This is a genomic window from Marisediminicola senii (assembly GCF_011057645.1).
Lineage (GTDB): Bacteria > Actinomycetota > Actinomycetes > Actinomycetales > Microbacteriaceae > Marisediminicola > Marisediminicola senii.
This window is the reverse complement of record NZ_JAALGE010000044.1, coordinates 1-25,832: the sequence shown is the minus strand read 5'-3', so window position 1 is coordinate 25,832 and position 25,832 is coordinate 1. Positions and strand designations below refer to the sequence as shown.

The 25,832-nt window shown below is 67.7% G+C and carries 25 protein-coding genes; 15 read left to right on the top strand and 10 right to left on the bottom strand.

What is annotated here, in order from left to right; all coding sequences use genetic code 11:
* The first annotated feature begins 149 nt into the window (after positions 1-149).
* From G5S38_RS12525 to G5S38_RS12495, 7 genes are all read left to right on the top strand, one after another.
* The gene (locus G5S38_RS12525) at positions 150-593 is read left to right on the top strand and encodes a DUF305 domain-containing protein (protein WP_201276677.1); all 444 of its coding nucleotides are present in this window, start codon (positions 150-152) and stop codon (positions 591-593) included.
* Positions 594-993: 400 nt separating this feature from the next.
* On the top strand, positions 994-1,572 hold the full coding sequence (locus G5S38_RS12520; RefSeq protein WP_165069193.1) for a M23 family metallopeptidase: 579 nt from the start codon (positions 994-996) through the stop codon (positions 1,570-1,572).
* Positions 1,573-1,706: 134 nt separating this feature from the next.
* The gene (locus G5S38_RS12515) at positions 1,707-2,537 is read left to right on the top strand and encodes a beta propeller repeat protein (RefSeq protein ID WP_165069191.1); all 831 of its coding nucleotides are present in this window, start codon (positions 1,707-1,709) and stop codon (positions 2,535-2,537) included.
* A 151-nt stretch (positions 2,538-2,688) separates the two neighbouring features.
* Positions 2,689-3,912 (top strand): M23 family metallopeptidase, encoded by a 1,224-nt coding sequence (locus G5S38_RS12510; protein WP_165069188.1) that lies wholly within the window; start codon positions 2,689-2,691, stop codon positions 3,910-3,912.
* A 151-nt stretch (positions 3,913-4,063) separates the two neighbouring features.
* Complete coding sequence (locus G5S38_RS12505) at positions 4,064-5,341, top strand: alpha/beta fold hydrolase (RefSeq protein ID WP_165069186.1); 1,278 nt, start codon at positions 4,064-4,066, stop codon at positions 5,339-5,341.
* Positions 5,342-5,734: 393 nt separating this feature from the next.
* Positions 5,735-6,961, top strand: a complete 1,227-nt coding sequence (gene nhaA / locus G5S38_RS12500) for a Na+/H+ antiporter NhaA (RefSeq protein WP_235929061.1) — start codon at positions 5,735-5,737, stop codon at positions 6,959-6,961.
* Positions 6,962-7,006: 45 nt separating this feature from the next.
* A complete protein-coding gene (locus G5S38_RS12495) occupies positions 7,007-7,603 on the top strand; it encodes an alpha/beta hydrolase (RefSeq protein ID WP_165069180.1) in 597 nt (198 codons plus the stop codon).
* Here the strand turns inward: G5S38_RS12495 and G5S38_RS12490 are convergent, their stop codons facing one another.
* Together G5S38_RS12490 and G5S38_RS15915 are read right to left on the bottom strand one after the other, a co-directional pair.
* Positions 7,604-8,596 (bottom strand): aldo/keto reductase, encoded by a 993-nt coding sequence (locus tag G5S38_RS12490; RefSeq protein WP_165069178.1) that lies wholly within the window; start codon positions 8,594-8,596, stop codon positions 7,604-7,606. It abuts the gene before it with no gap.
* 13 nt (positions 8,597-8,609) lie between these two features.
* Positions 8,610-9,884, bottom strand: coding sequence for a LuxR C-terminal-related transcriptional regulator (locus G5S38_RS15915; protein ID WP_165069175.1), 1,275 nt, complete (start codon positions 9,882-9,884; stop codon positions 8,610-8,612).
* A 157-nt stretch (positions 9,885-10,041) separates the two neighbouring features.
* Here G5S38_RS15915 and hxlB point away from each other — a divergent pair, with 157 nt between their 5' ends.
* Entirely contained in the window at positions 10,042-10,629 is a 588-nt protein-coding gene (hxlB, locus tag G5S38_RS12480) for a 6-phospho-3-hexuloisomerase (RefSeq protein WP_165069172.1), read from the top strand.
* An 83-nt stretch (positions 10,630-10,712) separates the two neighbouring features.
* Positions 10,713-11,336, top strand: coding sequence for a 3-hexulose-6-phosphate synthase (hxlA, locus tag G5S38_RS12475; protein WP_165069169.1), 624 nt, complete (start codon positions 10,713-10,715; stop codon positions 11,334-11,336).
* 231 nt (positions 11,337-11,567) lie between these two features.
* On the opposite strand, the gene G5S38_RS12470 is transcribed toward hxlA, so the two are convergent.
* On the bottom strand, positions 11,568-12,059 hold the full coding sequence (locus G5S38_RS12470) for a beta-class carbonic anhydrase (RefSeq protein WP_165069166.1): 492 nt from the start codon (positions 12,057-12,059) through the stop codon (positions 11,568-11,570).
* Positions 12,060-12,245: 186 nt separating this feature from the next.
* On the opposite strand from G5S38_RS12470, the gene G5S38_RS12465 reads away from it, so the two are divergent.
* The 3 genes from G5S38_RS12465 to G5S38_RS12455 all read left to right on the top strand — a co-directional run bounded on the left by G5S38_RS12465 (position 12,246) and on the right by G5S38_RS12455 (position 14,650).
* Positions 12,246-12,839 carry a GIY-YIG nuclease family protein gene (locus tag G5S38_RS12465; protein WP_235929060.1) on the top strand — a complete coding sequence of 198 codons (594 nt, stop codon included), beginning with the start codon at positions 12,246-12,248 and terminating at the stop codon, positions 12,837-12,839.
* A gap of 72 nt (positions 12,840-12,911) precedes the next feature.
* A complete protein-coding gene (locus G5S38_RS12460) occupies positions 12,912-13,550 on the top strand; it encodes a DnaJ family domain-containing protein (protein ID WP_165069163.1) in 639 nt (212 codons plus the stop codon).
* 140 nt (positions 13,551-13,690) lie between these two features.
* Positions 13,691-14,650: a manganese catalase family protein gene (locus G5S38_RS12455; protein ID WP_165069161.1), complete on the top strand. Its 960-nt coding sequence runs from the start codon at positions 13,691-13,693 to the stop codon at positions 14,648-14,650.
* A 75-nt stretch (positions 14,651-14,725) separates the two neighbouring features.
* On the opposite strand, the gene G5S38_RS12450 is transcribed toward G5S38_RS12455, so the two are convergent.
* Positions 14,726-15,715: a DsbA family protein gene (locus G5S38_RS12450; protein WP_165069158.1), complete on the bottom strand. Its 990-nt coding sequence runs from the start codon at positions 15,713-15,715 to the stop codon at positions 14,726-14,728.
* A gap of 196 nt (positions 15,716-15,911) precedes the next feature.
* On the opposite strand from G5S38_RS12450, the gene G5S38_RS12445 reads away from it, so the two are divergent.
* Both G5S38_RS12445 and G5S38_RS12440 read left to right on the top strand, forming a co-directional pair.
* Positions 15,912-17,006: an ABC transporter ATP-binding protein gene (locus G5S38_RS12445; protein WP_165069155.1), complete on the top strand. Its 1,095-nt coding sequence runs from the start codon at positions 15,912-15,914 to the stop codon at positions 17,004-17,006.
* A gap of 82 nt (positions 17,007-17,088) precedes the next feature.
* On the top strand, positions 17,089-18,366 hold the full coding sequence (locus G5S38_RS12440) for a DUF4032 domain-containing protein (RefSeq protein WP_165069153.1): 1,278 nt from the start codon (positions 17,089-17,091) through the stop codon (positions 18,364-18,366).
* A gap of 70 nt (positions 18,367-18,436) precedes the next feature.
* Here G5S38_RS12440 and G5S38_RS12435 read toward each other — a convergent pair whose 3' ends face one another.
* From G5S38_RS12435 to G5S38_RS12410, 6 genes are read right to left on the bottom strand one after another with little or no spacing between them, the layout of a single operon-like run.
* Complete coding sequence (locus tag G5S38_RS12435) at positions 18,437-20,089, bottom strand: 5-oxoprolinase subunit B/C family protein (RefSeq protein ID WP_165069150.1); 1,653 nt, start codon at positions 20,087-20,089, stop codon at positions 18,437-18,439.
* On the bottom strand, positions 20,086-20,868 hold the full coding sequence (locus G5S38_RS12430) for a LamB/YcsF family protein (protein WP_165069148.1): 783 nt from the start codon (positions 20,866-20,868) through the stop codon (positions 20,086-20,088). Before G5S38_RS12430 ends, G5S38_RS12435 begins: the two co-directional genes overlap by 4 nt.
* 33 nt (positions 20,869-20,901) lie before the next feature.
* A complete protein-coding gene (gene rlmB, locus G5S38_RS12425) occupies positions 20,902-21,924 on the bottom strand; it encodes a 23S rRNA (guanosine(2251)-2'-O)-methyltransferase RlmB (RefSeq protein ID WP_165069145.1) in 1,023 nt (340 codons plus the stop codon).
* Positions 21,921-23,345 carry a cysteine--tRNA ligase gene (cysS, locus tag G5S38_RS12420; RefSeq protein WP_165069142.1) on the bottom strand — a complete coding sequence of 475 codons (1,425 nt, stop codon included), beginning with the start codon at positions 23,343-23,345 and terminating at the stop codon, positions 21,921-21,923. The genes rlmB and cysS overlap by 4 nt, the downstream gene beginning before the upstream one ends.
* Before the next feature lie 9 nt (positions 23,346-23,354).
* Positions 23,355-24,545 carry a 2-C-methyl-D-erythritol 4-phosphate cytidylyltransferase gene (gene ispD, locus G5S38_RS12415; protein ID WP_165069140.1) on the bottom strand — a complete coding sequence of 397 codons (1,191 nt, stop codon included), beginning with the start codon at positions 24,543-24,545 and terminating at the stop codon, positions 23,355-23,357.
* A gap of 24 nt (positions 24,546-24,569) precedes the next feature.
* On the bottom strand, positions 24,570-25,052 hold the full coding sequence (locus tag G5S38_RS12410; protein WP_165069137.1) for a CarD family transcriptional regulator: 483 nt from the start codon (positions 25,050-25,052) through the stop codon (positions 24,570-24,572).
* A gap of 165 nt (positions 25,053-25,217) precedes the next feature.
* Here G5S38_RS12410 and G5S38_RS12405 point away from each other — a divergent pair, with 165 nt between their 5' ends.
* Entirely contained in the window at positions 25,218-25,700 is a 483-nt protein-coding gene (locus G5S38_RS12405; RefSeq protein WP_165069135.1) for a PALP domain-containing protein, read from the top strand.
* Positions 25,701-25,832: the final 132 nt, after the last annotated feature.

Genomic DNA, 25,832 nt, shown 5'->3' with positions numbered 1-25,832 from the left:
TCACCAAAAGCCGTCTCACACTCATCACCGAGACCAGGACGGAGGCGACCACCGAAACCACTCTCGAGCTCAGCGCCTAGCAAACAGAAAGATCACCAACCGCTACACCACCACCAGGGACTTGACCAGGCTTCAACGAGCAAGACGTAATGTTCGCCCAAATGATGGTCCCCCATCACGAACAAGCCGTCGAAATGTCAGACATGATCCTCGCCAAGGACGACGTCGACCCGGACGTACTCGACATTGCACAACAGATCAAGGACGCCCAGGGGCCGGAGATCGAGCAGATGAACGGCTGGCTCGACGAGTGGGACGCTTCCGATGACATGGGTGACATGGGCGGGATGGACCACAGCATGGACGGCATGATGTCGGACGACGAGATGGAAGCCCTGGAAGGCTCATCCGCCGAAAGCGCAAGCCGCCTGTTCCTCGAGCAGATGACCGAACACCACGAAGGTGCCATCGACATGGCGCAGACCGAACTCGACGAGGGCGAATACCCCGAGGCCGTCGAACTTGCGCAGGACATCGTCGACACCCAGCAGGCAGAGATCGACCAGATGCAGGAAATCCTCTCCGGGCTCTAGCAGCTCGAAGTTCGTTCCTCTCCCCTAAGAGGGGTCGCTGTGCCACTGCCGTGGCGCGGCGACCCCTCCACGTCATCATCTCTCTGCGCTCTTCGGCGTCATCAAGGACACAATGCTCCCCACCCCTGACCTGCCCACCGACAAACCAACCAAACAGTCGCTCTACCGCCGTCGCGACATCATCCGCCAAGAACAGGCGGCTGCATTGGCAGCTGTCCCACGAACGGATAGTGCCCCGTCGCGGCGCCGCGCCAGCACCCTCCCGGGACCAATCCGTGGGACCGCGGCCGCAGTTGCAGTCGCGCTATTGGCCCTTCCGTCTCTAGTTCCCCCGCAGGCGTATGTTCCCGATGCCACCTCCGCTCCGACCGCTGAGATCCAGCCGTTGAGTATCCAAACGATGTCGGTGCAGGCGACGCAATCCGCCGCCATCAACCGGGACAGTTACACCGTCACCGCGAAACCGCAACCGATTACCGTCGCCGCAGCAAGCCCTTCGTCTCAGGTCGGGTTCAGTAGCACCGCAGCGACGTTTGTCAACGACCCTGCCTCAGCGGTGCAGTGGCCCTTCACCCAAGGCGTCCCCATCAGCAGCGGATTCGGACCCCGGAACGTCCCAGGCTGCGGATTCTGCTCCACAAACCACAAAGGGCTGGACCTGAACCCCGGTTCAGGCACCCCCATCCAGGCAATCGCCGATGGGGTCGTGGTCGATCTCGGGAACCCCAGCGGCCCGTACGGCGTATTCGTGGTTATCGAACATGTAATCGACGGCCAAAAAGTGAACAGCATGTACGCCCACATGCTTCTCGGCTCCCTCACGCTGTCTATCGGTCAGTCCGTCACCGTCGGACAGTCCATCGGCGCCGTAGGGAGCACCGGGAACAGCACAGGAGCGCACCTGCACTTCGAGATCCTCCTCGGTGGCACCCTCCCTGTCGACCCGTTCGCATGGCTGACGGCACAGGTCGGATCATGAGCGGCAGCCCCGTACGTCAAATCGCCGCCCAGCCCCGGCGCGGAACCCACACACCAGAGAGAGCATCACGCCGAACTGTGACGGCTATAGCCGTTGTCGCGGCCCTAGGAGCGGCCGTCAGTGGGTGTTCACTAGTGGCGGGATCACCGGAGACTGAAGCACCCCAGTTCGCAGAACCTGCCATCGGCCATATCCACGGACTGGGTGTCGGTGACGGCGGCGACCTCTTCGTTGCCACCCACACCGGGGTCTACCGTCTCCCCTACGGCACCCGCGGGGGACTTGCGGCGCTGGAGGGTCCGATTGCGAACAATGCCCAGGACACCATGGGGTTCACCATGGTGGATGGCATCATGTTCGGATCTGGCCACCCCGACCCTTCCGGCCCACAGTCACACCTGCCCTCCCTTGGCCTCATTACCAGCACCGATGAGGCCGAGACGTGGGTCGCTGCGTCTCTCGCCGGCGAGGCCGACTTTCACGACATCGCCGCAGTGCCGAACAGCGCCGGCGGCCATGACGTGTACGCGTACGACGCGACCGCGGGGTCCGTGCGAACCAGCGGTGACAGCGGAACATCCTGGGCGGCAGGTGCGACTATTCCCGCCCGCGACCTGACGTTCGATACCGCCAGCTCGACCTTGTACGCCACCACCGAAAATGGCCTGGCGACAAGCACGGACGGTGGGCGCACGTTCGTCGGCGTCGAAGGCCCATTGCTGTATCTCGTCGAGGCGCTCAACGACGGTAGCGGCCGCCTCATTGGCACCGACGTCGCCGGGGCCGTATGGCTTAAGACGCCGGAAGAGCCATGGGAAGAAACCGGCAATGTTTCCGGGCAGGTCGCTGCTCTCACGGTTCACAGCGGGGCTCAGCCTCTACTTGTCGTCGCCGACACCCGCGGGGTGAGCACCAGCAAGGACTTCGGTGCCACCTGGCAGACCATCGTGACGGGTGCCCCGTGACCACAACCCTGATGACCGGTATCGACCGCCCCCTTCACCCCGGCGGCCATCCGCGCGTCGTTCTTGAGCGCTCTTGCCGATTGAGCCAGAAAGGCTTCCAATGAGCACCTCCCACGATTTGCTGCCAAAGGCGCCAGGCACACGACGGCGCATGACAGTCGCCGTCGTGGCTGCGGTGGTTCTGTTCTCGACCGCGGTCGCCGGCCCTCTCACACCGGCACACGCAGAACCCGACAATCCCACCTGGGCTGACGTGGAAGCCGCTCGAGGCAACGAAGAAGCCACCCGCGTTGAGATCGAACGAATTACAAGTCTGCTGGCTGCATTGTCGATCGGTGTTGATGAGGCCAATGCGGTCGCCGAGCGTCGGGGTACGAAATTTCAGCTGGCCCAGGACGAGCTTGACCGTGCCACCGGAAAGACCGAGGCCCTCCAGGAGGAAGCGGCTGAAGCCGAAGATGATGCTGCAGAGGTCAAGCAGGACGCCGGGCAGCAGGCGGCCATGATGGCTCGCGCCACCAACGAGACGACCCTTGAGGTGTTCTTTGCCGGCGACCGTGGCAATGATCTCCTCGACCGCCTCAGCACCGCGTCAAAGTTGGCGGAGCGCAATGAATCACTGTTCACCCGCGCGACAATAGCCACTCAAACCGCTGGCGCTCTCGGCGACCAAGCCAGCATCGCGGAGGATGAACTCACGCGCCTCGCTGCTGCATCTCAGCAGGCACTGACCGACGCCGCAGAAGCCCAGCGGGTCGCCGAAGTCGCTCTGCAGGAACAGCAAACGCGAGATGCGCAACTGCAAGCGCAGCTCGCAACCCTGTGTGACACCCGCATCACCGTGGAGCAGGGATACGCCCTAGAAGAGCAGAAACGAGCCACGGCTGCAGCAGCAGCTGCAGCTGCCCCGTCGGCGTCCTCGGCAAGCAGCACTGCCGCGCCCGGCGTGAGCGGGGCCATATCCGCGCAGGGGTGGACCAATCCGATCGTGTCCTTCGGCAGTTACCAGGGGTACGGCAACCGCCTCCACCCCGTGTACAAGGAGTGGCGACTACACGCTGGCGACGACTACGGAAGCAGCTGCGGAACGCCCCTTTTCGCCACCGCTGCGGGCACCGTGATCGCCTCCGGACCAGCCGGAGGCTACGGCAACCAAATCGTCATCGACCACGGCGACGGCATCACCAGCAGCTACTCGCACATGTACGCCAACGGGCTCCTCGTCCGCACCGGCGCCAAGGTCGCTGCCGGCCAACAGGTCGCCGCCGTTGGCAATGCCGGCGTCTCAACAGGCTGTCATCTGCACTTCGAGATCCGACGGGGCGGAGTTGCCATTTCACCAGCACCATTCCTGCAATCCAAAGGGGTGGGTTGACTCCGCATGACAGGAATTAGTGGCCCATGTCGCTACCACCTGCGTCGCAATGTTCGCCAGTCCCCGAGAAGCGGACGCGCTGAGGTGTGCATTGCACATTTACACCCCCGTCGATAGCGGGTTCCCCAGGCCCCTGCATCCGGGGTTACTGGTGGTGCAGCTCGCGGTTCTCGCCGCAGCAGAGATTGGGCTGTTTTCCCTTTACGGAGAACCAGATGCAAGCTCTCACTGGGCGACGCATCTTCTCGTTTCGCTGACCACCAGCTTCTTGATGCTGTTGGGGGGCTTACTCGTCACCGGCGCGCCGCGTCTGCGATTCCTCCTTGTTCTCGTACTTGGTATGCACTTATTTGCCGCGGCGCCGGATCTCCTCTTCCTCGCTGGCGTGCCGCATTCGAGATGGATGGACCTGTTCTTGGGCCACATTGTTGTTCACTACCTGCCCGGTGGTGTCAGTTCGTGGGTAGCAATTGCAGTTAGCGCATGCGCCCTCTATGTCGCGGTTGTTGCCTTATGGCTACGCGCCCGGCGCATTGAGCTGAATTCAGGCATGCCCCCTGGGGTAGGTCTTACCGGCAGCGCGGTGATACGGCCACAGTTTGATCCCCGTTTAGTACCGATGGCGTCAGAGGAAAACGGACACTTCGCGGGCGCTGACGTCGTGTTGGTGCACGGATTGGGGGCATCAGCAGCGTTCTGGCGGCCAGTTTCGCACGAACTCGCCAAGAGGAGGGTCCCCGCGATGACCCCGGATCTTCTTGGCTTTGGACGTTCGTCGCGCCTGGGAACCCACTTCCACCTCGATGATCAGGCTGCGGCCATCATTCGACTCGTAGCCGCCCGCGATCGCGGACCGGTGCTCCTGGTGGCCCACTCCTATGGGGCGGCGGTGGCTGTCGTGGTAGCGAGCAAACGGCCGGACCTCATCAGCTCGCTGGTTCTCGTCGAACCCGCGGTATTCAGTGACGTGGACGAAGCGCGTCAGCGTATAGGTAGGCGCAATTGGCTAGCTGATCAAGCCATGAAGGGTTCACCCATCGCCGACTGGGCGTGTGGTGCAATGTGCCTGTTCCGCCAGCCATTGACCGCACTCGCTCCGCGCCTTACGCGCCGGTTCACACCCAGCATCACGCCTGATATCGCGCGGGGAGCGGTCGCGCACGTCTGGCCCGCCTACCGCGACGCTCTCGCCAGCCTCCTGCACGCCAATCCACTCCCGCAATGGTTGGCGAGCCCCTCGAAACCAACGACGGTGATTGTCGGTACTGATGATCAGACAGTGGTGGCAGCTGACGTCGCTGCATTATTGGGCCCTGCCGTTCGCCTCGAGCGCTTTCCTGGCACCCATGCCCTTCCCTTCGAGTACCCGATTCCTCTGGCTTCGCTGATTACGAAGCGGTGGAACCAACTCGAGCGACCCCGCCAATGAGCGCGTGTCAGCATGCGGAGAGGGCACAGTACGGCGCGAACTGCCAAGCTTGACGATGACAGCATTGACCCGCACGATTGCGATACCCGGATTGGGCGGCGGGCACGCGTTCCGTCTCCCCAGTCGTGCCCGTGGCAACAGAATGGCAACACTTGGGGGAGAATCGAGTGGTTGCAACGCAGCTGCAATGACCATAAAGTCCCGAAATCCCGGCCATCTGGGTGCACCCGACATACTGGCGGCGCCGACTGACCGCTCTTGTAAAGCGGGGGTCGTCGGTTCGAATCCGACAGGGGGCTCCGCCGATCGAAAGTGTATTCCGTGACTCACGAGCGCAACCCGCTTCCGAGCGACCAGGCCCCCCATTCCATCTGGCGGGGCGTTCATCAGACCTTGCGCAAGGACACCGTCGCCGGCGCCCTGCTGCTCGCCGCCACGGTGCTCGCTCTCGTGCTCGCCAACAGCGGCGCAGCGGGCTTCTACGAGTCGGTTCGTGACTTTCGCTTCGGCCCGGAGTCGCTGCAGCTGAACCTCAGCGTCAGCGCGTGGGCAGCAGACGGCCTGCTCGCGATCTTCTTCTTCGTGGTCGGGCTCGAACTCAAGGAGGAGTTCGTCGCCGGCAAGCTGCGCAACCCTCGCACGGCCATCGTGCCGATCGTCGCCGCGGTGGGCGGGGTCGCCGTTCCCGCCCTCATCTTCGTGCTCATCAACCTCCCGCGCGGGGGTGCCGCCCTGAACGGGTGGGCTATCCCCGCTGCCACCGACATCGCCTTCGCAGTCGCAGTGATCGCCGTGGTGGGCAAGTTCCTGCCGCCCGCGCTGCGCACCTTTCTGCTCACGCTCGCGGTCGTCGACGACCTGATCGCGATCACGATCATCGCGCTGTTCTACAGCGACGGCATCGACGTGCTCCTGCTCGCGCTGGCCTTCGTGCCCCTGGCGATCTTCGCCGTGTGCGTGCAGCGCGGGGTGCGCGCGTGGTGGATCCTGCTTCCGCTGGCGTTCGCCGTGTGGACGCTCGTGCACGCATCCGGTGTGCACGCCACGGTCGCCGGTGTACTGCTGGGCTTCATGGTGCCCGTGGTCGCGTCGAAGCGTGCGCGCGTGCAGGTCGGTGTCGGCTCCGACGGCAAGCCCGTTTTTGACGGACTCGCCGCCCACTTCGCCGACCGCTGGAGCGTGCTCTCGACCGCCTTCGCGGTGCCGGTCTTCGCTTTCTTCTCTGCGGGCGTCACGGTCGGCGGCGTCGCCGGGCTCGTCGAGTCGCTGCAGGACACCATCGCGGTCGGCATCATCGCGGGACTCGTTCTGGGCAAGGCCATCGGCATCACGGGCAGCACCTTCGTGGTGACGCGCCTGCGCGGCATCCAACTCGACCCCACCATCCGGTGGATCGATGTTCTGGGCATGTCATTCGTGGCCGGAATCGGCTTCACGGTCTCGTTGCTGGTCGGCGAACTCTCGTTCGGTGCCGGCAGCGAGTCGGACGAACACGTCAAGGTCGGCGTTCTCGCCGGGTCGTTCATCGCCGCGATCATCGGCGGCAGCATCCTCTCGGCCCGCAACCGCCACTACCGCCGGGCCGACGCCGTCGTCGCTGACACGGCGACGCGGGGTTAGCGCGCGCTTCGGCTGCGACGGCGCGGTCGCGTAGCGTCAGTGAGCATGACCGGTGTGGATGGCGCAGGCGCTCGTTTGACCGGCGTGCGTCTGTTTCCCGGCTTTCCCCTCCCCGCCTCCGATTACGCGGAACTCCTCCGACTCCTCCGGGAGGCCCACCCACGGGAGCCGTTCGTGGTCGCGCACTCTCGAGGCGCGCTCCATGCCATGGCGTCGCACGCGGCGGCGGATGGCAGGCTGGTACTGCTCGCCCCGAGCGTTCCGAAGCGCCGGCCCACAACCGGCGCGCTCAGGACGACGCTGCTCGTCGCGGCGCGCATGCCCTTCCTGCGCGGGGCGGTCTCCCGGCGGCTGCGGTCGGAGACGTATCGCAGGTACGGAGCCTCTGCGCCTCCCGGGCCAGCGCTCGACCTGCGGGCGGTTGCCGACCGATTGCGCGCCGCGCATCGTCTCGCGCCCCGATCCGTGACTCGCGGGCTGGTCGTCGTGATCGCGAGGCACGACCCCCGCCGCGACGCGCAACTGACGTGGGCGCGAAGCATCGACGCCATGGTGGTGGAACAAGCGGGAGGCCACCTGTTTCCAATCACTCACCCGGCAGCTACCGCGTCCACCATCGTCAAGGCGCTGGATGGGCGCTGACTACTCGGTCGGCACCGGCGCCGCTGCCGAGATAAGCCCCTGCTCGCGCAGGTCGCTCCAGAACGCGGCGGGGATCTTCTCGTCGATGGCTGCCAGGTCTTCGGCGATGCGGCTCGGGCGGGTGGCTCCGGGAATGACCGCCGCGACGGCCGGGTGCGCCAGGGCGAACTGCAGGGCCGCGGACTTGATACCGATGCCGTGCTGGCTCGCGAGCTCGGTGATGCGGGCGACCTTTTCCTTGATCTCGTCGGATGCCGGCGCGTACTCGAAGTTGGCGCCTCCCGCCAGGACCCCTGAGCTGTACGGCCCGCCGACGACGATATCGACTCCCTGCTCGGCCGCGGCGGGAAGGAGGCGCTGCAGGGCCAGGTCGTGGTCGAGCAGGGTGTAACGGCCGGCGAGCAGGAACGCGTCGGGGGTCGGCTCCTCGAGGCCCATGATGAGCTCGAGCGCCTCGACACGGTTGACGCCCGCACCCCAGCCCCTGATGACACCCTCGTCGCGAAGCCGCGTCAGCGCGCGGAACGCCCCGGTGCGGGCCTCTTCGAAGCGCACGAGCCACTCGTCGCCGTAGAAGTCCTGCGCGATGTCGTGCACCCAGACGATGTCGATCCGGTCGGTGCCGAGCCTCGTGAGGCTCTCGTCGATAGAGCGCAGCGTCGCGTCTGCGCTGTAGTCGTTGATGACCTTGTTCGGGCGCCCGTCGGCGAACCCGCCCGTCTTCGGCACGTCGTCCACCGCGTCGAGCACGAGTCGGCCGACCTTGCTGCTGAGCACGTAGGAATCCCGCGGCTGCTCGGCGAGCACCTCGCCCAGCCGCATCTCGGCGAGGCCTGCGCCATAGAACGGCGCGGTGTCGAAGTAGCGGATGCCCTGATCCCACGCGGCGCGCACCGTCGCCTCTGCCTCGTCGTCGGGGATCGCGCGGAACATGTTGCCGAGCGGGGCGGTGCCGAAGCCGATGGGTGCGGGGAGCAGCGAAGTGATGGTCATGCACCCGAGTCAATCAGTCGGATCGAACCAGGGCGACGAGTTCAGCCCGTGACGTAACTCCCATCTTGCGCAGGATGTTGGCGACGTGGAACTTCGTGGTGTTCTCACTGATCGAGAGCTCGGCGGCGATCGCCCGGTTGCGCCTGCCCTCCGCGAGGTAGGCCAGCACCTCGTTCTCGCGGGGGGTGAGGCCGTCGGCTTCGAGCGCGCCGACCTGCGCGACCGGCGCGTCGAGGGGCAGCTGGATGTTCATCTCCGACCCCCAGCCGGCCGTCGCCTCGATGTCGAAGGTGCCCTCGAGCGCCGCGACCCGCGCCGCGAGCTGTTCGAGGGCAGGGGCGTCTGCGCTGAGGTCACCCGGGCCGTCGTCGCGCACCGCGACGAGCAGGTTCGACCCGTCGCAGTCCCACTTGACCCGCACCCTGCTGACCGTTGCGCTGTCGACCAGCGCGAGCACGGCGCCGCGCACGATCGCCCTCGCCGCGTGCGCGACCTCGCCGGGCAGCGGCCGGCCGGCCGCGGGCGGCGCCACGAACTCGACCGTGAAGTCGCCGTAGCGCACGAGGGGCGCGAGGTCATCCTGCAGTCGCTCGAATGCGCTGTGCACGGGTTCCTCGGCGAGCGTGCGATTGCGGTCTGACACGGAGCGCAACCGCACCATGGCCGACGACGCGATCTCGATCGCGCGCTGGCGAGCCGCCGCATCCGAGTGGGTCGACGACCTCAGTACGAGCAGCATCGACTCGAGCGTGGTGGCATGCGCATCGTGCAGGTCGGCGATCAGGCTCGCCCGGTCGTTCGACTGCGCGCGCGAGTCGGCGAGGTAGGCCGGCGAGGCGGTGGCGACCTGGTGACGGATGCTGAGCGCGATGATCTGCCAGATGCCGGCGATCTTGTGCAGCACGTCGTCGGCCACGGGTTCGGTGCCCGCCCGGGAAGCGGTTGTGTCGCCGCCGACGGCGTGCTCGCCGCCGGGCTCGCCTGCACGCTCGCCGCCCGCGTCGACCAGCACGAGGATCGCGTTCGTATCGGCCGTCCACACGATGGACCGGTGGGCACGTCCGCCCAGCACTGCCGCATCCAGCACCCGGAACGGGGCACCCGCCGCATTGGCACGCACCACATCGAGTTCGTCGATCGAGACGCTGTCGATAATGTCGGCGGCCCCCGCCTTCTTCTGCGGCCGGCCGGTGCAATCCTCGGTGAAGATCACCAGGGCGCGGTGGGCGACAGAGGCCGCGAGCACCCGCGAGAGCTCCTCCGCGATGCCGAGCAACGACTGGGCCATTACAGAATGGATGCTGCTGAGCCATGCATTAGAGGGGGTATTCGTCTGATCGGGCACGGCATAACGCTACCGCGCCCCTCCGACCTACCCGAACGGGTGGGAGAGACCACCCGTTGGGTGGGGACCGCCTGCGGTCTCCTGCGCCCAGACTGAATACATGACTTCGAATGCAGTTTCCGATCGGACCGTCGCCGACGCCCTCGACACCATCGGTGCCGAGCTCGCGACCGCGCTCTCCGCGGTGTCGACGACCGACCCGGACGCACTCGACCGCGCCGCCGACCGCCTCGCCGGTGCCGGGCGCGTGTTCGTATTCGGCGCCGGCCGCTCCGGCCTCGCGCTGCAGATGACCGCGATGCGCCTGATGCACTTCGGACTCACCGCGCACGTGGTCGGCGACGCGACGACCCCCGCGATCGGCGAGGGCGACGTGCTGCTCGTGGCCAGCGGTTCGGGAACGACGTCGAGCATCGTGACCGCCGCGGAGAAGGCCGTCGAGGCCGGCGGCTCGGTCGTCGCGATCACGACGGATGCGGCATCCACCCTCGCCTCGATCGCCGCCGTGACGATCACCGTGCCCGCCGCAGCCAAGCTCGACCGCAGCGGCGAGGCATCGGTGCAGTACGCCGGCGGACTGTTCGAGCAGTCGGTCGTCGTCGTCGGGGATGCCCTGTTCCACGCGCTATGGAAGGCATCCGACCAGTCGGCAGACGACATGTGGCCCCGTCACTCGAATCTCGAGTGATTCCTCCACTGCGCTCTTAATCGCTCCACTTTGCTCTTAATCACTCCCCAAGCACAATTGCACGCCAACAGAAAGCAGATCTCATGAAGCTCCAGGTAGCCATGGACGTACTGACCACCGATGACGCCCTCGCCCTCGCGGGTAAGGTCGCGGCATCCGTCGACATCATCGAGCTCGGCACCCCGCTCATCAAGGCGGAGGGCCTGAGCGCGATCACCGCGATCAAGAACGCGCACCCCGACAAGATCGTCTTCGCCGACCTCAAGACCATGGATGCTGGCGAGCTCGAGGCCGACATCGCGTTCAAGGCCGGCGCTGACCTCGTCACCGTGCTCGGAGTCGCGGGCGACAGCACCATCGTCGGAGCCGTCAAGGCCGCGAAGGCCCACGGCAAGGGCGTCGTCGTCGACCTCATCGGCGTGCCGGACAAGACCGCGCGAGCCATCGAGGTCACCGCGCTGGGCGTCGAGTTCGTCGAGATGCACGCCGGTCTCGACGAGCAGGCCGAGGAGGGCTTCTCGCTCGACACCCTCCTCACCGACGGAACCGAGTCGGGCGTCGACTTCTCGGTCGCCGGTGGCGTCAGCATGAAGACCATCGAGGCCGTGCAGGCATCGGGCGCCGCCGTCGCGGTCGCCGGTGGAGCGATCTACAGTGCCGAGGACCCGTCCGCGGCCGCCGCAGAGCTGCGCGCCGCCATCAAGTAACTCGCACTACAGCCGAAGGGCTGGGTGCGTTCACGCGTCTCCCGCTTTCATCATTCAGGAGCCGCGGAACACATCGGGGCCGGATGCTGCGTTCAGACGCCGCACCCGGCCCCTTTCGTCATCTCAGGCGCTCGAACTCCTGAATGATTAAACGTTCTGGAGCCGCGTTCCTGAATGGTGAAACGTTCTGGAGCCGCGTTCCTGAATGATGAAAGGGACGGGCAGCTCGGGCTACGCGGCGACCTCGTCGAGCCTGCCGGTGGCGACGTCGAACACGAACCCGCGCACCGAGTACTTCTTCGGAATGAACGGGTTGGCCTGGATGCGGCGCAGCGACTGGCGAACGTCTTCTGCGGCATCCGGGAACGCCTCCGGCGACCACGTGGGGCGGATGCCGGTGTCGTCCTGGATGCTCTGCTTGAACTCGTCGTCGGTGAAGGTGACCATGCCGCAGTCGGTGTGGTGGATGAGGATGATCTCCTCAGTGCCGAGCAGGCGCTGGCTGATGGCGAGCGAGCGGATCTCGTCTTCGGTGATGACCCCGCCCGCATTGCGGATCACGTGCGACTCGCCGGGCTTGAGCCCGAGGAGGCTGTATACGTCGAGGCGTGCATCCATGCACGCGACGACGGCGAGGTGCTTGCTCGGCGGCAGGGGCAGCGGACCGGTGAATGTGGCGGCGTAGGCCTCGTTGTTGGCCAGGAGTTCGTCGGTGAATGACATGGGCTTCCTCTCGTTCGGGGCCGGGCCGGTGGGGCGCCGGGCTGGTTCTGTGCTGACACCACTGTGGCGCACGACACCGCCCGAGATGCTGATCGGCGTAACACTCCGGTGAACGTGACCACGGCGCCCGCTTCTGGCACCTCGCTCCCGCGCCGCGGTGTCGGCGGCCGGGCATAGCGTGGCGGAATGCACAGGCAGGGCGGTATGGATGCGACGACCTGCGTCATCGTCGACGCGGCGGGCACCGGTGGCCAACCCTGCGGAGCCCCCGTCGACGCCGGAACGCCGATGCCGCTCTGCGCCGAGCACCTGCTCGCCGCCTACGAATGGGTCGCCCGCGACGTCGGCACCACCGACCGGCTGCCATCGCCCTGCCTCGCCTGCGGGTCGCGCCTCGGCGTGCGCTACCCGTCGGGGTGGCTGTGTGCGGTGTGCGAATGGAAGCTCGGCGACCTGCCAGACGACCATGCCGCTCCCCCGCGCGTCGACGTCGTGTACTACCTGCGGTTTCGCGACCTGATCAAGATCGGCACTTCGGCCAATCCCCGGCAGCGTTTCACGCAGCTGCGGTTCGACGAGGTCCTGGCGTTCGAGCGCGGCGGTCGAGCGCTCGAGCAGAGACGCCACGCGCAGTTCGCCACCCACCGCATTCCGCGATCGGAGTGGTTCGAGGCCCACGACGCACTCCGCACCCACATCCGCGCGGTCAACGACACCGCCGAGGACCCGTGGGAGAAGTACACCCTGTGGCTCAGCCAGCGGCAGGCGGCGAGCAGCTAGCAGTCAGGCAGCGGGCACAGCGTCCCGACGTATCGTGGAATACGGCCACGAACGGGAACGGAGAACGACCGCATGGCATCGAGGGACGCGGGTAGGCGCGGCGCCGGCGACGACACTCCCCCGGATGACCCTCGCCTCGCCGCCGCCCGGTACCGCTCCTCCGAAACCAGCTCCGGCGCCGACCCCGACGACGACACGGATACCGCTGGCCAGTCCACCCAGGAGGAGCGGGCCATGTTCGTCGAGATGGCCATCCGGCAGGCGATCCGCGCGGGCGAGTTCGACAACCTCCCCGGGGCGGGCAAGCCCCTTGAGAACCTGCAACGCCCACACGACCCCGATTGGTGGATCCGGCAGAAGGTGCAGCGCGAGCAGATCACCGGCCTCGGCCCGCCGGCGCTGACCCTGCGCACCGAGAACGCCGCCCTCGACGCGCGACTCGACGCTGCGGCATCCGAACGTGCCGTTCGCGAACTGCTCGACGACTTCAACGCCCGCGTCATTCACGCGCGCCGCCAGCTGCAGGGCGGCCCGCCCGTGGTCACCCCCACCCGCGATATCGAGGTCGAGCTCGGCCGCTGGCACGGGCGTCGCGCGGCGCGCGCCCGCGCGGCTGAAGAGGCCCGCACCGCTGCCGCCGACGCGATCGCCGCCATGACCTGGCGCGAGCGCCGCCGGGCTCGCCGGGCAGGTGGACCCGCCGCACGGTGACACCCGATTCATCATCGAGACAAGCGTCGATGCATCCACCCATATCCACACAGCGGTGTGCCGCAAGGGGGTGTCGCCCATTCCGGAGGTGACTCAGAATTGTCGATGGCGGCACCCGGCTGCCGATGACGGAGGCAACTATGTTCTTTCACGTTCAGTCACTCATCCATGAGATCGCCGCGGACGAGCCAGATCCCGCCGCCGCGAACGCGCTGCAGGAAGGCCTCGGCGGACAGTTCGGCGAGATGCGCACGATGATGCAGTACCTCTTCCAGTCGATGAACTTCCGGGGCGCCGCGGCCAAGCCGTACCGCGACCTGATCCAGGGCATCGGCACCGAAGAGATCAGCCACGTCGAGCTCATCGGCACGACGATCTCCCGCCTGCTCGACGGCTCCCCGCGCTACAACGGCAAGGAGACCGACCCCGTCGACAAGCCCGGTGCCGGTGGCGCGACACCCCTCAACATCGCGCTCAGCGAGGGCAACATCCACCACTATCTCGTCGGCGCGCAGGGTGCCCTGCCGGTCGACTCCGTGGGCAACCCCTGGAGCGGAAGCTACGTCTACAACTCGGGCAACCTCGTGCTCGACCTGCTCTACAACCTCATGCTCGAGTCCACCGGACGCCTGCAGAAGAGCCGCATCTACGAGATGACCGACAACAAGACCGCCCGCTCCACCATCGCGTACCTCATCGTGCGCGACCAGGCCCACGAGAACGCCTACGCCAAGGCCCTCGAGACCCTCGGTGTGAGCTGGAGGACCCTGCTGCCCATCCCGAAGACCAACGCCGAGAAGTTCCCCGAGGTCAAGAAGCTCGTCGACCTCGGTCTGCAGAGCAAGCAGTATACGTTCGACCTCGCCGGGCAGTCCGAAGCGGGCAAAATCTTCCAGGGCCTCTCGCCCTCGAACGACGGAACGAACCTCGAGATGACCGAGCAGGCCCCGATCGGCGTGCCGTCGGTCATCGCCCCCGAGCGCTTCGAGGAGTTCGCTCCCGGACTCGACCCCGAGCTGCTGTCGCTCATCCAGGCAACCGCCGACATGGAGCTGGCCGACATCGACGCCATGTTCGCGCCGGTCGCCGAGAAGAAGTAGCCAGCAAGCCCGCATTAACGATGGATGCCCCGCTCTCAGTGAGAGCGGGGCATCCATCGCTTAAGCGGCTCGAGACTACGGGGCCGGTGTCTCTTCGGGTGCCGGCTCCTCCGCGGGAGCCGGCGTCTCCTCTGCGGGCTCTTCCTCCGCCGGCTCCTCTTCAGCGGAGGGTGACGGCGACGGCGAGATCGACTCGGAGAACGACTCGCCGTCTGCCTCGGCGACGAACAGGGCGAACGCGGTCGCGTCGTTCGGGGCACCGGTGTACCGGGTGCCGTTCACGAGCACCGTCGGGGTGCCGAACTGGCCGTTCTCGTTCTGCAGGTCTTCGTTGCCGGTCGCCCGACTGGTCGCGTCTTCGACCCAGTTGCCGAACTCCAGCTCGGTGATGCACTCCTCGATGCTGCTGGCCTGCTCGACGCCTGCGTCGGTCGTGATCGCGACGAGTTCGTCGTCGGTCAGCCCCTCTGTGCCCTCTTCCGGCTGGTTCTCGAACATCAGCGCACTGAAGTCGAAGAACGAGTTGGGCGAGTAGTTGGCGACGCACGCTGCGGCGTTGGCCGACCGGGTGGAGTACCGGGTACCGAGCGACTGGTTGTCGAGGATGGCGACCGGGTGGATCTCGAGGGTTGCGGCGTTCTGTTCGATCAGGGTCGCGATCTGGTCGGCGTTGGTCGCCTCGAAGGCGCCGCACACCGGGCAGAAGTAGTCGAGGTAGATCTGGATGGCGATCGGGCCGTCTTCGGTGTCGACCGCGGTGGGCACCGGCTCTTCGCCGTCGGCCAGCGCGTCGGTGGGCACGGCGTCGAAGTTCTCGCCGATCACGATGCCGTCGCTCTGCATGTTGAGCGGGCCCGGCCCGGGTGGCCGGATGGAGTTGACGATGATCAGTGTGACGATCGCGACGATGGCGAGGGCCCCGACGATGAGGCCGCCCTGGAGCAGGAACCGGTTGCGCTTCTCGGCCCGGCGGTGCTGCTCGCGCAGTACCCGCGCCTTCTCCTTGGCATCTTCCCGACGCTGGTTCTTGCTCTGTCGACGATCGACTGGACCTGCGCCTGACATAAACCTCACTCCGACTCCGAACAAATGACACCCAAGGATAGCCAGTTCGGCATGGCGGTTCTTACCCCACAACGGGACGACGTGCCATAATGACCGGTGGTGCTCACCGTCGAGCACCGGGGTGGCGTCGAAAACCATCTCTCCATTCACGAAGGATCGTCCGGCACGTACCTGCCGGTGAAGGAGCAAGAAAATAATGGCATCTGTCACATTCGATAAGGCAACCCGCCTCTACCCCGGATCGACCAAGCCCGCGGTCGACGCCCTCGACCTGTCGGTCGCCGACGGCGAGTTCCTCGTTCTCGTCGGTCCATCCGGTTGTGGAAAGTCCACCTCTCTGCGCATGCTCGCCGGGCTGGAAGAGGTCAATGAGGGAAACATCCTCATCGGTGACCGCAATGTCACCGACGTTCCCCCGAAGGACCGCGACATCGCGATGGTCTTTCAGAACTACGCCCTCTACCCGCACATGACGGTCGCCGAGAACATGGGCTTCGCGCTCAAGATCGCCGGCGTCAACAAAGATGAGCGCGCCACCCGCGTTCTCGAAGCAGCCAAGCTGCTCGACCTCGAGCCCTACCTCGGCCGCAAGCCGAAGGCACTCTCGGGTGGACAGCGTCAGCGCGTCGCCATGGGCCGCGCGATCGTGCGCCAGCCCCAGGTGTTCCTCATGGACGAGCCGCTCTCGAACCTCGACGCCAAGCTCCGCGTGCAGACCCGCACGCAGATCGCGTCGCTGCAGCGTCGTCTCGGCGTCACCACCGTCTACGTCACCCACGACCAGACCGAGGCGCTCACCATGGGTGACCGCATCGCGGTGCTCAAGGATGGCGTGCTGCAGCAGGTCGGCACCCCGCGCGACCTGTACGAGAAGCCGCAGAACGTATTCGTCGCCGGGTTCATCGGCTCGCCCGCGATGAACCTCTTCGAGGCGGACATCGTCGACACCGGTATCGCATTCGGTACCGCCGTCGCCGAGGTCGACCGCGAGACCCTCGGAACCACCTCCGGCCGCAAGGCGACCATCGGTGTTCGTCCCGAAGACCTCATGGTCTCCGCCGACAACCGCGGCCTCCCGGTCGAGGTCGACCTGGTCGAGGAGCTCGGAGCAGACGGCTACCTCTACGGCCACACCGACGTGAACGGACAGCGCGTCGACGTCGTCGCCCGCGTCGACGGCCGCAACCACCCGAACGCCGGCGACCGGGTGTTCATCACCCCCGAGCCCAAGCACATCCACGTCTTCGACGTGGAGTCGGGCCTGCGCCTGAGCAAGCCGATCACCGTCTAGTCAGCACCTTGTTCGAGAGCCTGCCGGTTCCCTCGCGGGAACCGGCAGGCTCGTTTGTTCTCACCGGCAGTCAGGATCCACCATGAGCGGCTCGCTCAGCATCACCTCGGCGATCGTCGACCCCGCCCTTCTCGACCTCCCCTGGAATCGCCCGCTCGATACCTGGCCGCAGGAGAACATCGCCGCGCTGCCCAAGGGCATCTCGCGGCACCTCGTGCGCTTCGTATACCTCAGCGGCTACGTCATCGCCATCAAGGAGACCTCCCCGGAGCTCGCCCGTCGCGAATACGAGATGCTGCGCACCCTGCAGCGCATGGACGTGCCGTGCGTCGACCCGATCGCGGTCATCACCAACCGCACCGACGACGACGGCGAGCCACTCGAAGCGGTGCTGATCACCCGGCACCTCAAGTTCTCGCTCCCCTACCGGGCCCTGTACTCGCAGACCCTGCGCCCCGACACCGCGACGCGCCTCATCGATGCCCTCGCCGTGCTGCTCGTGCGCCTGCACATGATCGGCTTCTTCTGGGGCGACGTGTCGCTCTCGAACACCCTGTTCCGCCGCGACGCCGGCGCGTTCTCCGCATACCTCGTCGACGCCGAGACCGGCAAGCTCTACGACGGGCTGTCGAACGGCCAGCGCGAGAACGATCTCGAGATCGCCAGGGTCAACATCGCCGGCGAGCTGCTCGACCTCGCCGCCGGTGGGCGCACCGACGAGGCGCTCGACCCGATGGCGGTCAGCGACGGTATCGTCGCCGCCTACCGCACCCTGTGGACCGAGCTCACCGGATCGGAGTCGTTCGCCTCCTCCGAGCGGTGGCGCATCAACAAGCGCGTCGAGCGACTCAACGACCTCGGGTTCGACATCGAGGAGCTCGCCATCAAGACCGACGATTCCGGCACGCGCGTGCGCATCCAGCCGAAGGTCGTCGACGCTGGCCACCACTCCCGCCGCCTGCTGCGCCTCACCGGGCTGGACTCGCAGGAGAACCAGGCGCGTCGCCTGCTCAACGACCTCGACTCCTACGCCGCGACCTTCCACCGCGGCGAGGCCGACGAGGAGATGGTCGCCCACGAATGGCTCGCGACCGTGTTCGAGCCTGTCGTGCGGGCGATCCCGCGTGAGCTCAAGGGCCGGCTGGAGCCCGCGGAGATGTTCCACCAGATGCTCGAGCACCGCTGGTACCTGTCGCAGAACGAGAGTCGCGACGTTCCGCTCGCCGAGGCCGTCGGGTCGTACATCGACAACATCCTGCGCCACCGCCGCGACGAGGCCACCATCATCGGCCCGCCCACCGGTACCTTCACCGGACCCACCGACGTGCTCGACGAAGACGACTGGCGCAGCAAGGTCTGACCCTCGGCCCCTGGCCCTGGTTCTGGGGCCCACTGGCTTTGGCGTTGGGCCGTCAGCGCCAGCGCCAGGGTCACGGGCCCACGTCGGCATCGCCCAAGTGCGAGAACGGCGCGAGCGGGCGAAACCGGATGCCCGCCCCCGGGGCGAGCTGACCGGCGAGGTTGAGGTGGTGGCCCGCCACCGCACCGATCACCGGGTACCCGCCGGTGAGCGGACGGTCGGCGAGGAACAACACCGGCTGCCCGTCGGCCGGTACCTGCACCGCCCCGGTCACCGTCCCCTCGCTGGGCAGCTCGCTCGGCAGTCCGGCACCCACCCTCCGCGCGAGCGGCACCACACCTTTTAATCGCAGGCCGACCCGGTTCGACCGCGGCGTGACAGTCCACACCTGGTCGGCGAGCAGCGCGACGGCGGCGTCGTCGAACCAGTCGGTGCGGGGACCGAGTGCGAGGTCGAGGGTGGTGACGCCGTGGCCGGGCATCGCGGGCGAGAGCGAGTCGAGGTCGACGGCGGGCGCGCGCCGCGGCATCCATCGCACGGGGAGGACGACGCCGGCAGTGACGGGCGCTGGTCCGATGCCCGAGAGGGTGTCGGTCGAGAGGCTGCCGAGCACCGGGTCGATCGCGAAGCCGCCGCGCACGGCGAGGTAGCTGCGCAGCCCCGCGCTCGGGCTGCCGATGGCCAGTTCGTCGCCGTCGGCCAGCAGCACGGTCTGTGCCCCGGCGAGCTCGCGCTCCCCCGCGGCGGTGACGACGGTGATGGATGCCGCGGCGCCCGCCACCCCGACGAGCGTGGTTCCGCGGCTGGCGATGCGCAGCCCACCCGCCGCGACCTCGAGCGCCGCGGAGCCGGGCGGGTTGCCCGCCCGGCGGTTGGCGGTGCGCAGCGACGCGCGATCGAGGGCTCCCGACGGCGAGACGCCGAGTGTCGCGAGACCGGGGCGTCCGAGATCCTGCAGCAGCACCTGGGGGCCGACGGCGATGACCTCGATCGCGGCATCCACCCGCTCGGTCTTCCCTGGATGCACCGGAGACCAGCCCGGACGTGAACCCGGAGCCGCATCCGTACCCGCATCCGCACCGGCACGCGCACGCGGGGCCGCAGCCCCCACCCCACCCGTCACATCGACGAACCGCACCCCGAAGCCGGGCTGCAGCAGCGCGGGCGGGTCGCGCCGCAGGTTCCACAGCTCGGTGTCGGTGGTGCCGATGAGCTGCCAGCCGCCCGGGCTCTCGCGCGGGTAGATGCCACTGAACTCGCCGGCCAGCCCGACGGCACCCGCGGGTATGCGCGTGCGAGGACTGGGCCGGCGCGGAACCCGCAACCCGCTGTCGCCCGCGAGGTAGGCGAACCCGGGTGCGAACCCGGTGAATGCGACCCGGTAGGCGGTGCCGGTGTGCCGGCGCACCACCTCGGCGACCGCGATCCCCAGCAGCCCGGCGACCTCGGCCAGGTCGTCGCCGTCGTAGCGCACCGGAATCTCGACAATGGTGTCGCCGCTGGCGGCAACAGGATCGACATCGCGCGCCCGCACCGCCGCGGCGATGTCCCGCGCCGTGACGACCGACCGGTCGAACGACACCAGCACCGTGCGCGCCGCGGGCACCAGCTCGGTGATCCCCGCGACGGGGTCGGCCCGCAGCGATTCGTACAGCGCCAGCGTCTCGTCGAGTCCGGCGAGCTCGATGAGCACCGCACCCGCGCTCACCGGCAGAAGCTTCACGGCGTGGATGCCCCGGCATCCGCCACGAACGACCGGAGCTGCACCCCCGCCCGCACGACCGCATCCCGCACGGCGGCGGCCATCGCGACCGCCCCGGCGCTGTCACCGTGCACGCAGATCGAGTCAGCGCGCATCGCGATGTCACTCCCATCCGCGGCGGTGATGCTGCCGTGCGTGACGAGGTGCACCATGCGTTCGGCGACCTCGGCGGGGTCGTGCAGCACGGCGCCGGGCTCGCGCCGTGACAGCAGGGTGCCGTGCGGGGAGTACGCCCGATCGGCGAAGGCCTCCGCCCGCACGGTGAGTCCCTCGGCAGCTGCGATGCCGAGAAAGCGCGACCCGGCGAGGCCGAGCACCACGAGCGTCGGGTCGAGCGCGACGATCGCGGCCACGACGTCGCGTGCCTGCCGTTCGTCGTGCACGATCGTGTTGTACAGCGCGCCGTGCGGCTTGACGTAGCGCACCGCGCCGCCCGCAGCGTGTGCGAGGCCGCGCAGGGCGCCGATCTGGTAGATCACGTCGGCGACCAGGTCGTCGCTGTCGACGTCCATCGCGCGCCGTCCGAAGCCCGCGAGGTCGCGGTACCCGACGTGCGCACCGATGACCACGCGTCGCTCGAGCGCCGCAACGACCGTTCGCCGAATCATCCGCGGATCCCCGGCGTGGAATCCGCAGGCGATGTTCGCGCTGGTGACGATGCCGAGCATTGCGTCGTCGTCACCGAGTTCCCACCGGCCGAACCCCTCGCCAAGGTCGCTGTTCAGGTCGATCGTCGCCATGCCCTCACCGCCACGCCACGAGTGTGCTGCCCGCTACTTCTTGGTGGCGCGCTGTTTCGAGATCTCGTAGAGGGTGACGGATGCAGCGATGCCGGCGTTCAGGGATTCCGTCGATCCGCTGATCGGGATCGACACCACGGCGTCACACGTCTCGGTGACGAGGCGCGACAGGCCCTTGCCCTCGCTGCCGACGACGACCACGAGCGGTTCCTTCGCCCAGGTGAGGCCGGGAAGCGACGTGTCGCCGTCGCCGTCGAGGCCGAGCACGAACACGCCGCGCTCCTTCAGCGCCTTGAGTGTCTGCGTCAGGTTCGACGCCATCGCGACGGGCATCCGGGCGGCCGCGCCAGCGGAGGTCTTCCACGCGGCGGCAGTGAGGCCGACCGAGCGGCGCTGCGGAACAATGACGCCCTGTCCCCCGAAGGCAGCGACCGAACGGATGATGGCACCCAGGTTGCGCGGATCGGTGATGCCGTCGAGCGCGACGAACAGCGGCACCTGGCCGCGCGACAGCACCGTGTCGAGCAACTCGGTCGGGTGCGCGTACTCGTACGGCGGCACCTTGAGCGCGAGTCCCTGGTGCACGGAGTCGAAGCCGGCGAGCCGGTCGAGCTCCGGGCGCATGACCTCGAGGATGGGCAGGCCACGCTTGGTGGCGATGTTCATGACCTCCTTGACGCGGTCGTCGTACTCGATGCGCGTCGCGATGTAGAGGGCGACGGCGGGGATCTCGGCGCGCAGCGCCTCAAGCACCGAGTTGCGGCCGGTGACGACCTCGATGTCCTCCGCCTGCTTGGGACGCTTGGCCCGCTGCTGGTCACCCGACGGGCGGGAGTCCGACCCCGATCCCTGGCGCTTCGAGCCGCCGGATGCCGCGAACCTGTCCTGCGCCGCCTTGCGCTTGCCCGCGGGGTGGTACGGGCGGTCCTCCGCCTTGGGCGTGGCCTTGCGACCCTCGAGGGCCTGCCTGCCCTGCCCGCCTGAGCCGACCTGCGGTCCCTTGCGTCCCTTGCGAACGGCTCCTGCTCTGGGCTTATTGCCGCCAGTGCTCTTCATGTCTCAAGTCTCCAGTTCGACCCCGTCGGGGTGTCTTCTATCTGCACGCCTGCGGCGGCGAGATCGTTGCGTATGCGGTCTGCCGCCGCGAAGTCGCGGTCGGCCCTGGCCTCGTCGCGCTGGCGGAGCAGCGATACGACGAGTGCCTCGAGTGCGGTGGCCCCGGCGCCCGCCGAGTCGTCGGTGGTCCATTCAGGGGCGAGGGGGTTGATGCCGAGCACGTCGACCATGGCGATGACCGAGGCGCGGAGGGAGGATGCCGCCGGCAGGTTGCCCGCGTCGAGCGCGGCGTTGCCGGCCCGCACGGTCTCGTGCACCACGGCCAGCGCCTGCGGGATCGCCAGGTCGTCGTCCATCGCCGCGGCGAAGTCGTCGCTCATCGCGGCCGCGACCACGTCGGATTCGCCGAGCGCGGTCACCGGAACGGCGCGCTCAGCGCGGCGTAGGAAGCCCTCGATGCGGTCGTACGCGGCGGCGGCCTCGTCGAGCGAACCCTCGTGGTAGTCGATGGTGGAGCGGTAGTGAGCGGCGGCGAGGTAGTAGCGCACGACGACGGGCCTGGCCTTGTCGATGAACTCGGCGGCGAAGATCGAGTTGCCGAGCGACTTCGACATCTTCTGGCCGTCGACGTTCACGAGCCCGTTGTGCACCCAGTAGCTGGCGAACGCCTTGCCCGCCGCGGTGGACTGCGCCAGTTCGTTCTCGTGGTGCGGGAAACGCAGGTCGAGCCCTCCACCGTGGATGTCGAACGCGTCGCCGAGGTACCTGGCCGACATGGCCGAGCACTCGATGTGCCAACCGGGGCGTCCGTCGCCCCACGGCGACGACCACGACGCCGACGCGGGCTCGCTCGACTTCGCGCCCTTCCAGAGGGCGAAGTCGCGGGGGTCGCGCTTGGCGCGCGGCTCGGAGTCCGTGGCGGCCGCCATGTCGTCGGCGTTCTGCCGGGTGAGTTCGCCGTAGGCAGGCCATGATCTCGTGTCGAAGTACACGTCACCGGTCTCGTCCGGTGCCGGGTAGGCGTGCCCGCGCTGGATCAGGTCGGTGATCAGGTCGAGCATCTGGGCGACGCTCGCGGTCGCGCGCGGTTCGTAGGTCGGGGGCTGGATGCCGAGGCGCGCGTACTGCGTGCTGAATTCGAGCTCGTACCGGTAGGCCAGCGCCCACCATTCCTCGGACCCGGTCGCCGCCTGCAGGATCTTGTCGTCGATGTCGGTGACGTTGCGCACCAGGGTCACGTCGAGGCCACGGAACGCGAGCCAGCGTCGCCACAGGTCGTAGACAAGCGCGGAGCGGAGGTGGCCGATGTGCGGCGACGACTGCACGGTCGGACCGCAGACGTACATGCTGACCCTGCCGTCGACGAGGGGCACGAAGTCGGTTACCGACCTGGTCTTCGAGTCATACAGGCGCACAGTCACGGGGCAAGCCTAACGATCACGCGAGATGAGGGCGGTGGCGACGACCGCGATACCGTCGCCGCGCCCGGTGAAGCCGAGGCCGTCGGTCGTCGTTCCTGCGACGCTCACCGGGGCGCCGACGAGCCCGCTCAGCAGGGCCTCGATCTCCGCACGACGGGAAGAGAGCTTGGGTCGCCGCGCGATGACCTGCACGGCGACGTTGCCGATCGTGTAGCCGGCGGCGGTGACGCGGGCGACGGTCTCGCGAACGAAGACATCGCCGTGCGCCCCGGCGAAGCGGGCGTCGTCGGTGCCGAAGATGCCGCCGATGTCGCCGAGCCCCGCGGCGGAGAGCAGCGAGTCGCAGATGGCGTGGCACAGGGCGTCGCCGTCGCTGTGCCCGCTCAACCCGACCTCGTCCGGCCAGAACACGCCGCCGAGCCAGAGCGGCGCTGCATCATCGAACGCGTGCACATCGACGCCGACCCCGGTGCGCGGGATGGTGACGGAGCTGGCCGCGGCGAGGGACTCGGCGCGGCGCAGGTCCCACCCGGTGGTGATCTTGAACGCCAAGGCATCGCCGGCGACCGTCGTCACCGTGCGCCCAGCGGCGGCGAACACCGCGGCGTCGTCGGTGTACTCGGTGGTGGCGGACGCATATGCAGCGTCGAGCTCAGCACGCGGAAAGCCCTGCGGCGTCTGCACGGCGACCATGCTCGAGCGGTCGAGGGTCGCGGTGACGATGCCCTCGGCATCCGCGGTCTTGATGGTGTCGGTGACGGGCAGCACGGGGATCGCTCCCCCGCCGGTCGCCGCGACGGCCGCGACGACGCGCTCGAACTGCGCGGTCGGCGTGAAGGCGCGCGCGGAGTCGTGCACGAGCACGGTGCGCACCGACGGCAGCAGCTGGGCAAGTCCCGCGGCAACGGACTGCTGCCGGGAGTCACCGCCCGCGACGACGGTGGCATAGCTGGATGCCGCACCCGCGACCGTCGCGACGAGCTGACGGCACTCGGCCAGATGGGACTCCGGCCCGACCACGACGACCTGCGTCGGGTCGGCCATGCCGAAGACGGCCCCGAGTGACCGGTGGAGGATGGACTCCTCCCCCACGGCCACCAGGGCCTTGGGGATACCGAGCCCGAGACGCGTTCCGCTGCCCGCGGCGACGACGATGACGCCGACGGCTGGACGGACACCACCGGATGGCCAGACGCTCACGGGCGAGCGACCGGGTCGGCCGAACTACGAAGCAAGAACCTCGTCGAGCACGCTCGACGCCTTCTCTTCGTCGGTCTTCTCTGCGAGGGCGAGCTCGGAGATGAGGATCTGGCGCGCCTTGGCGAGCATGCGCTTCTCGCCGGCCGAGAGTCCGCGGTCCTGGTCGCGGCGCCACAGGTCGCGAACGACCTCCGAGACCTTGATGACGTCGCCGGAGGCGAGCTTCTCGAGGTTGGCCTTGTAGCGGCGTGACCAGTTGGTGGGCTCCTCGGTGAAGGGAGCGCGCAGAACTTCGAAGACCTTGTCGAGGCCCTCTTTGCCGATGACGTCACGAACTCCGACCAGATCGACATTGTCGGCCGGGACTTCGATGGTCAGGTCGCCCTGAGTCACGTTGAGCTTGAGATACATCTTCTCTTCGCCCTTGATGATGCGGGTCTTTACTTCGGTGATTGTTGCGGCACCGTGGTGGGGGTATACGACGGTTTCGCCGACCTCAAAAAGCATTGATGGAGCTCCATTCTGCGACGCCAAGTTTACCACAGCGTTTTTTCAGTTAGGTTGGCCGTGCTCCGGAGCCCGCCGGGAGCATCGCTAAACTAGGCGGAACAGCTGGATTGATAAGGGCCGTCGGCGTCCTGGCCCCGCTGCCGATATTTCTGGAGGGTTCCGTTGAGAACACGTGCGACATCCATTGCCCTGGCCGCCATCCTGGTCACCGGGCTCACGGGATGCACCTTCGGAGCCGTGCAGGCCAACCGCATCGCGTACGACCCGAGCGACGGCTTCGGCACCACCGTCGGCGATGTAGAGGTGCGCAACGCCATCCTGATCTCCGAAGACGGCGAGACGGCGAACTTCGTCGCCAACTTCATCAACTCCGGCAACCAGAACGTGCCCCTCGTGGTGTCGTGGGAGACCGCTTCCGGCCAGGTCGACCGCAACGTCTACCTGCGTGGCGGCGGAACCCTCGCCTACGGAACCGGCTCCAGCACCATCACGATGAGCGGCATCGATGCGCCGCTCGGCAGCCTGTTCCCGGTGTTCTTCCAGTACGGCGACGAGCCGGGCGAAGAGCTCCTCGTTCCCGTGCTCGACGGCGGCCTCGAGGAGTACTCCGACCTGGTGCCGGACTCCACCTCAGCCAGCGAGTAGCCACCGGCGGGCCGTGCGCCCGCGGGCCAGTCCGGGACGCCCGGGCCGGCCGACCACCCGGCCGCCGGCCCGACCCCCCCGCCGGTATGCCTGGTTCTTATACACATCTCCGCGCCCCCGCGCCGCCCACCC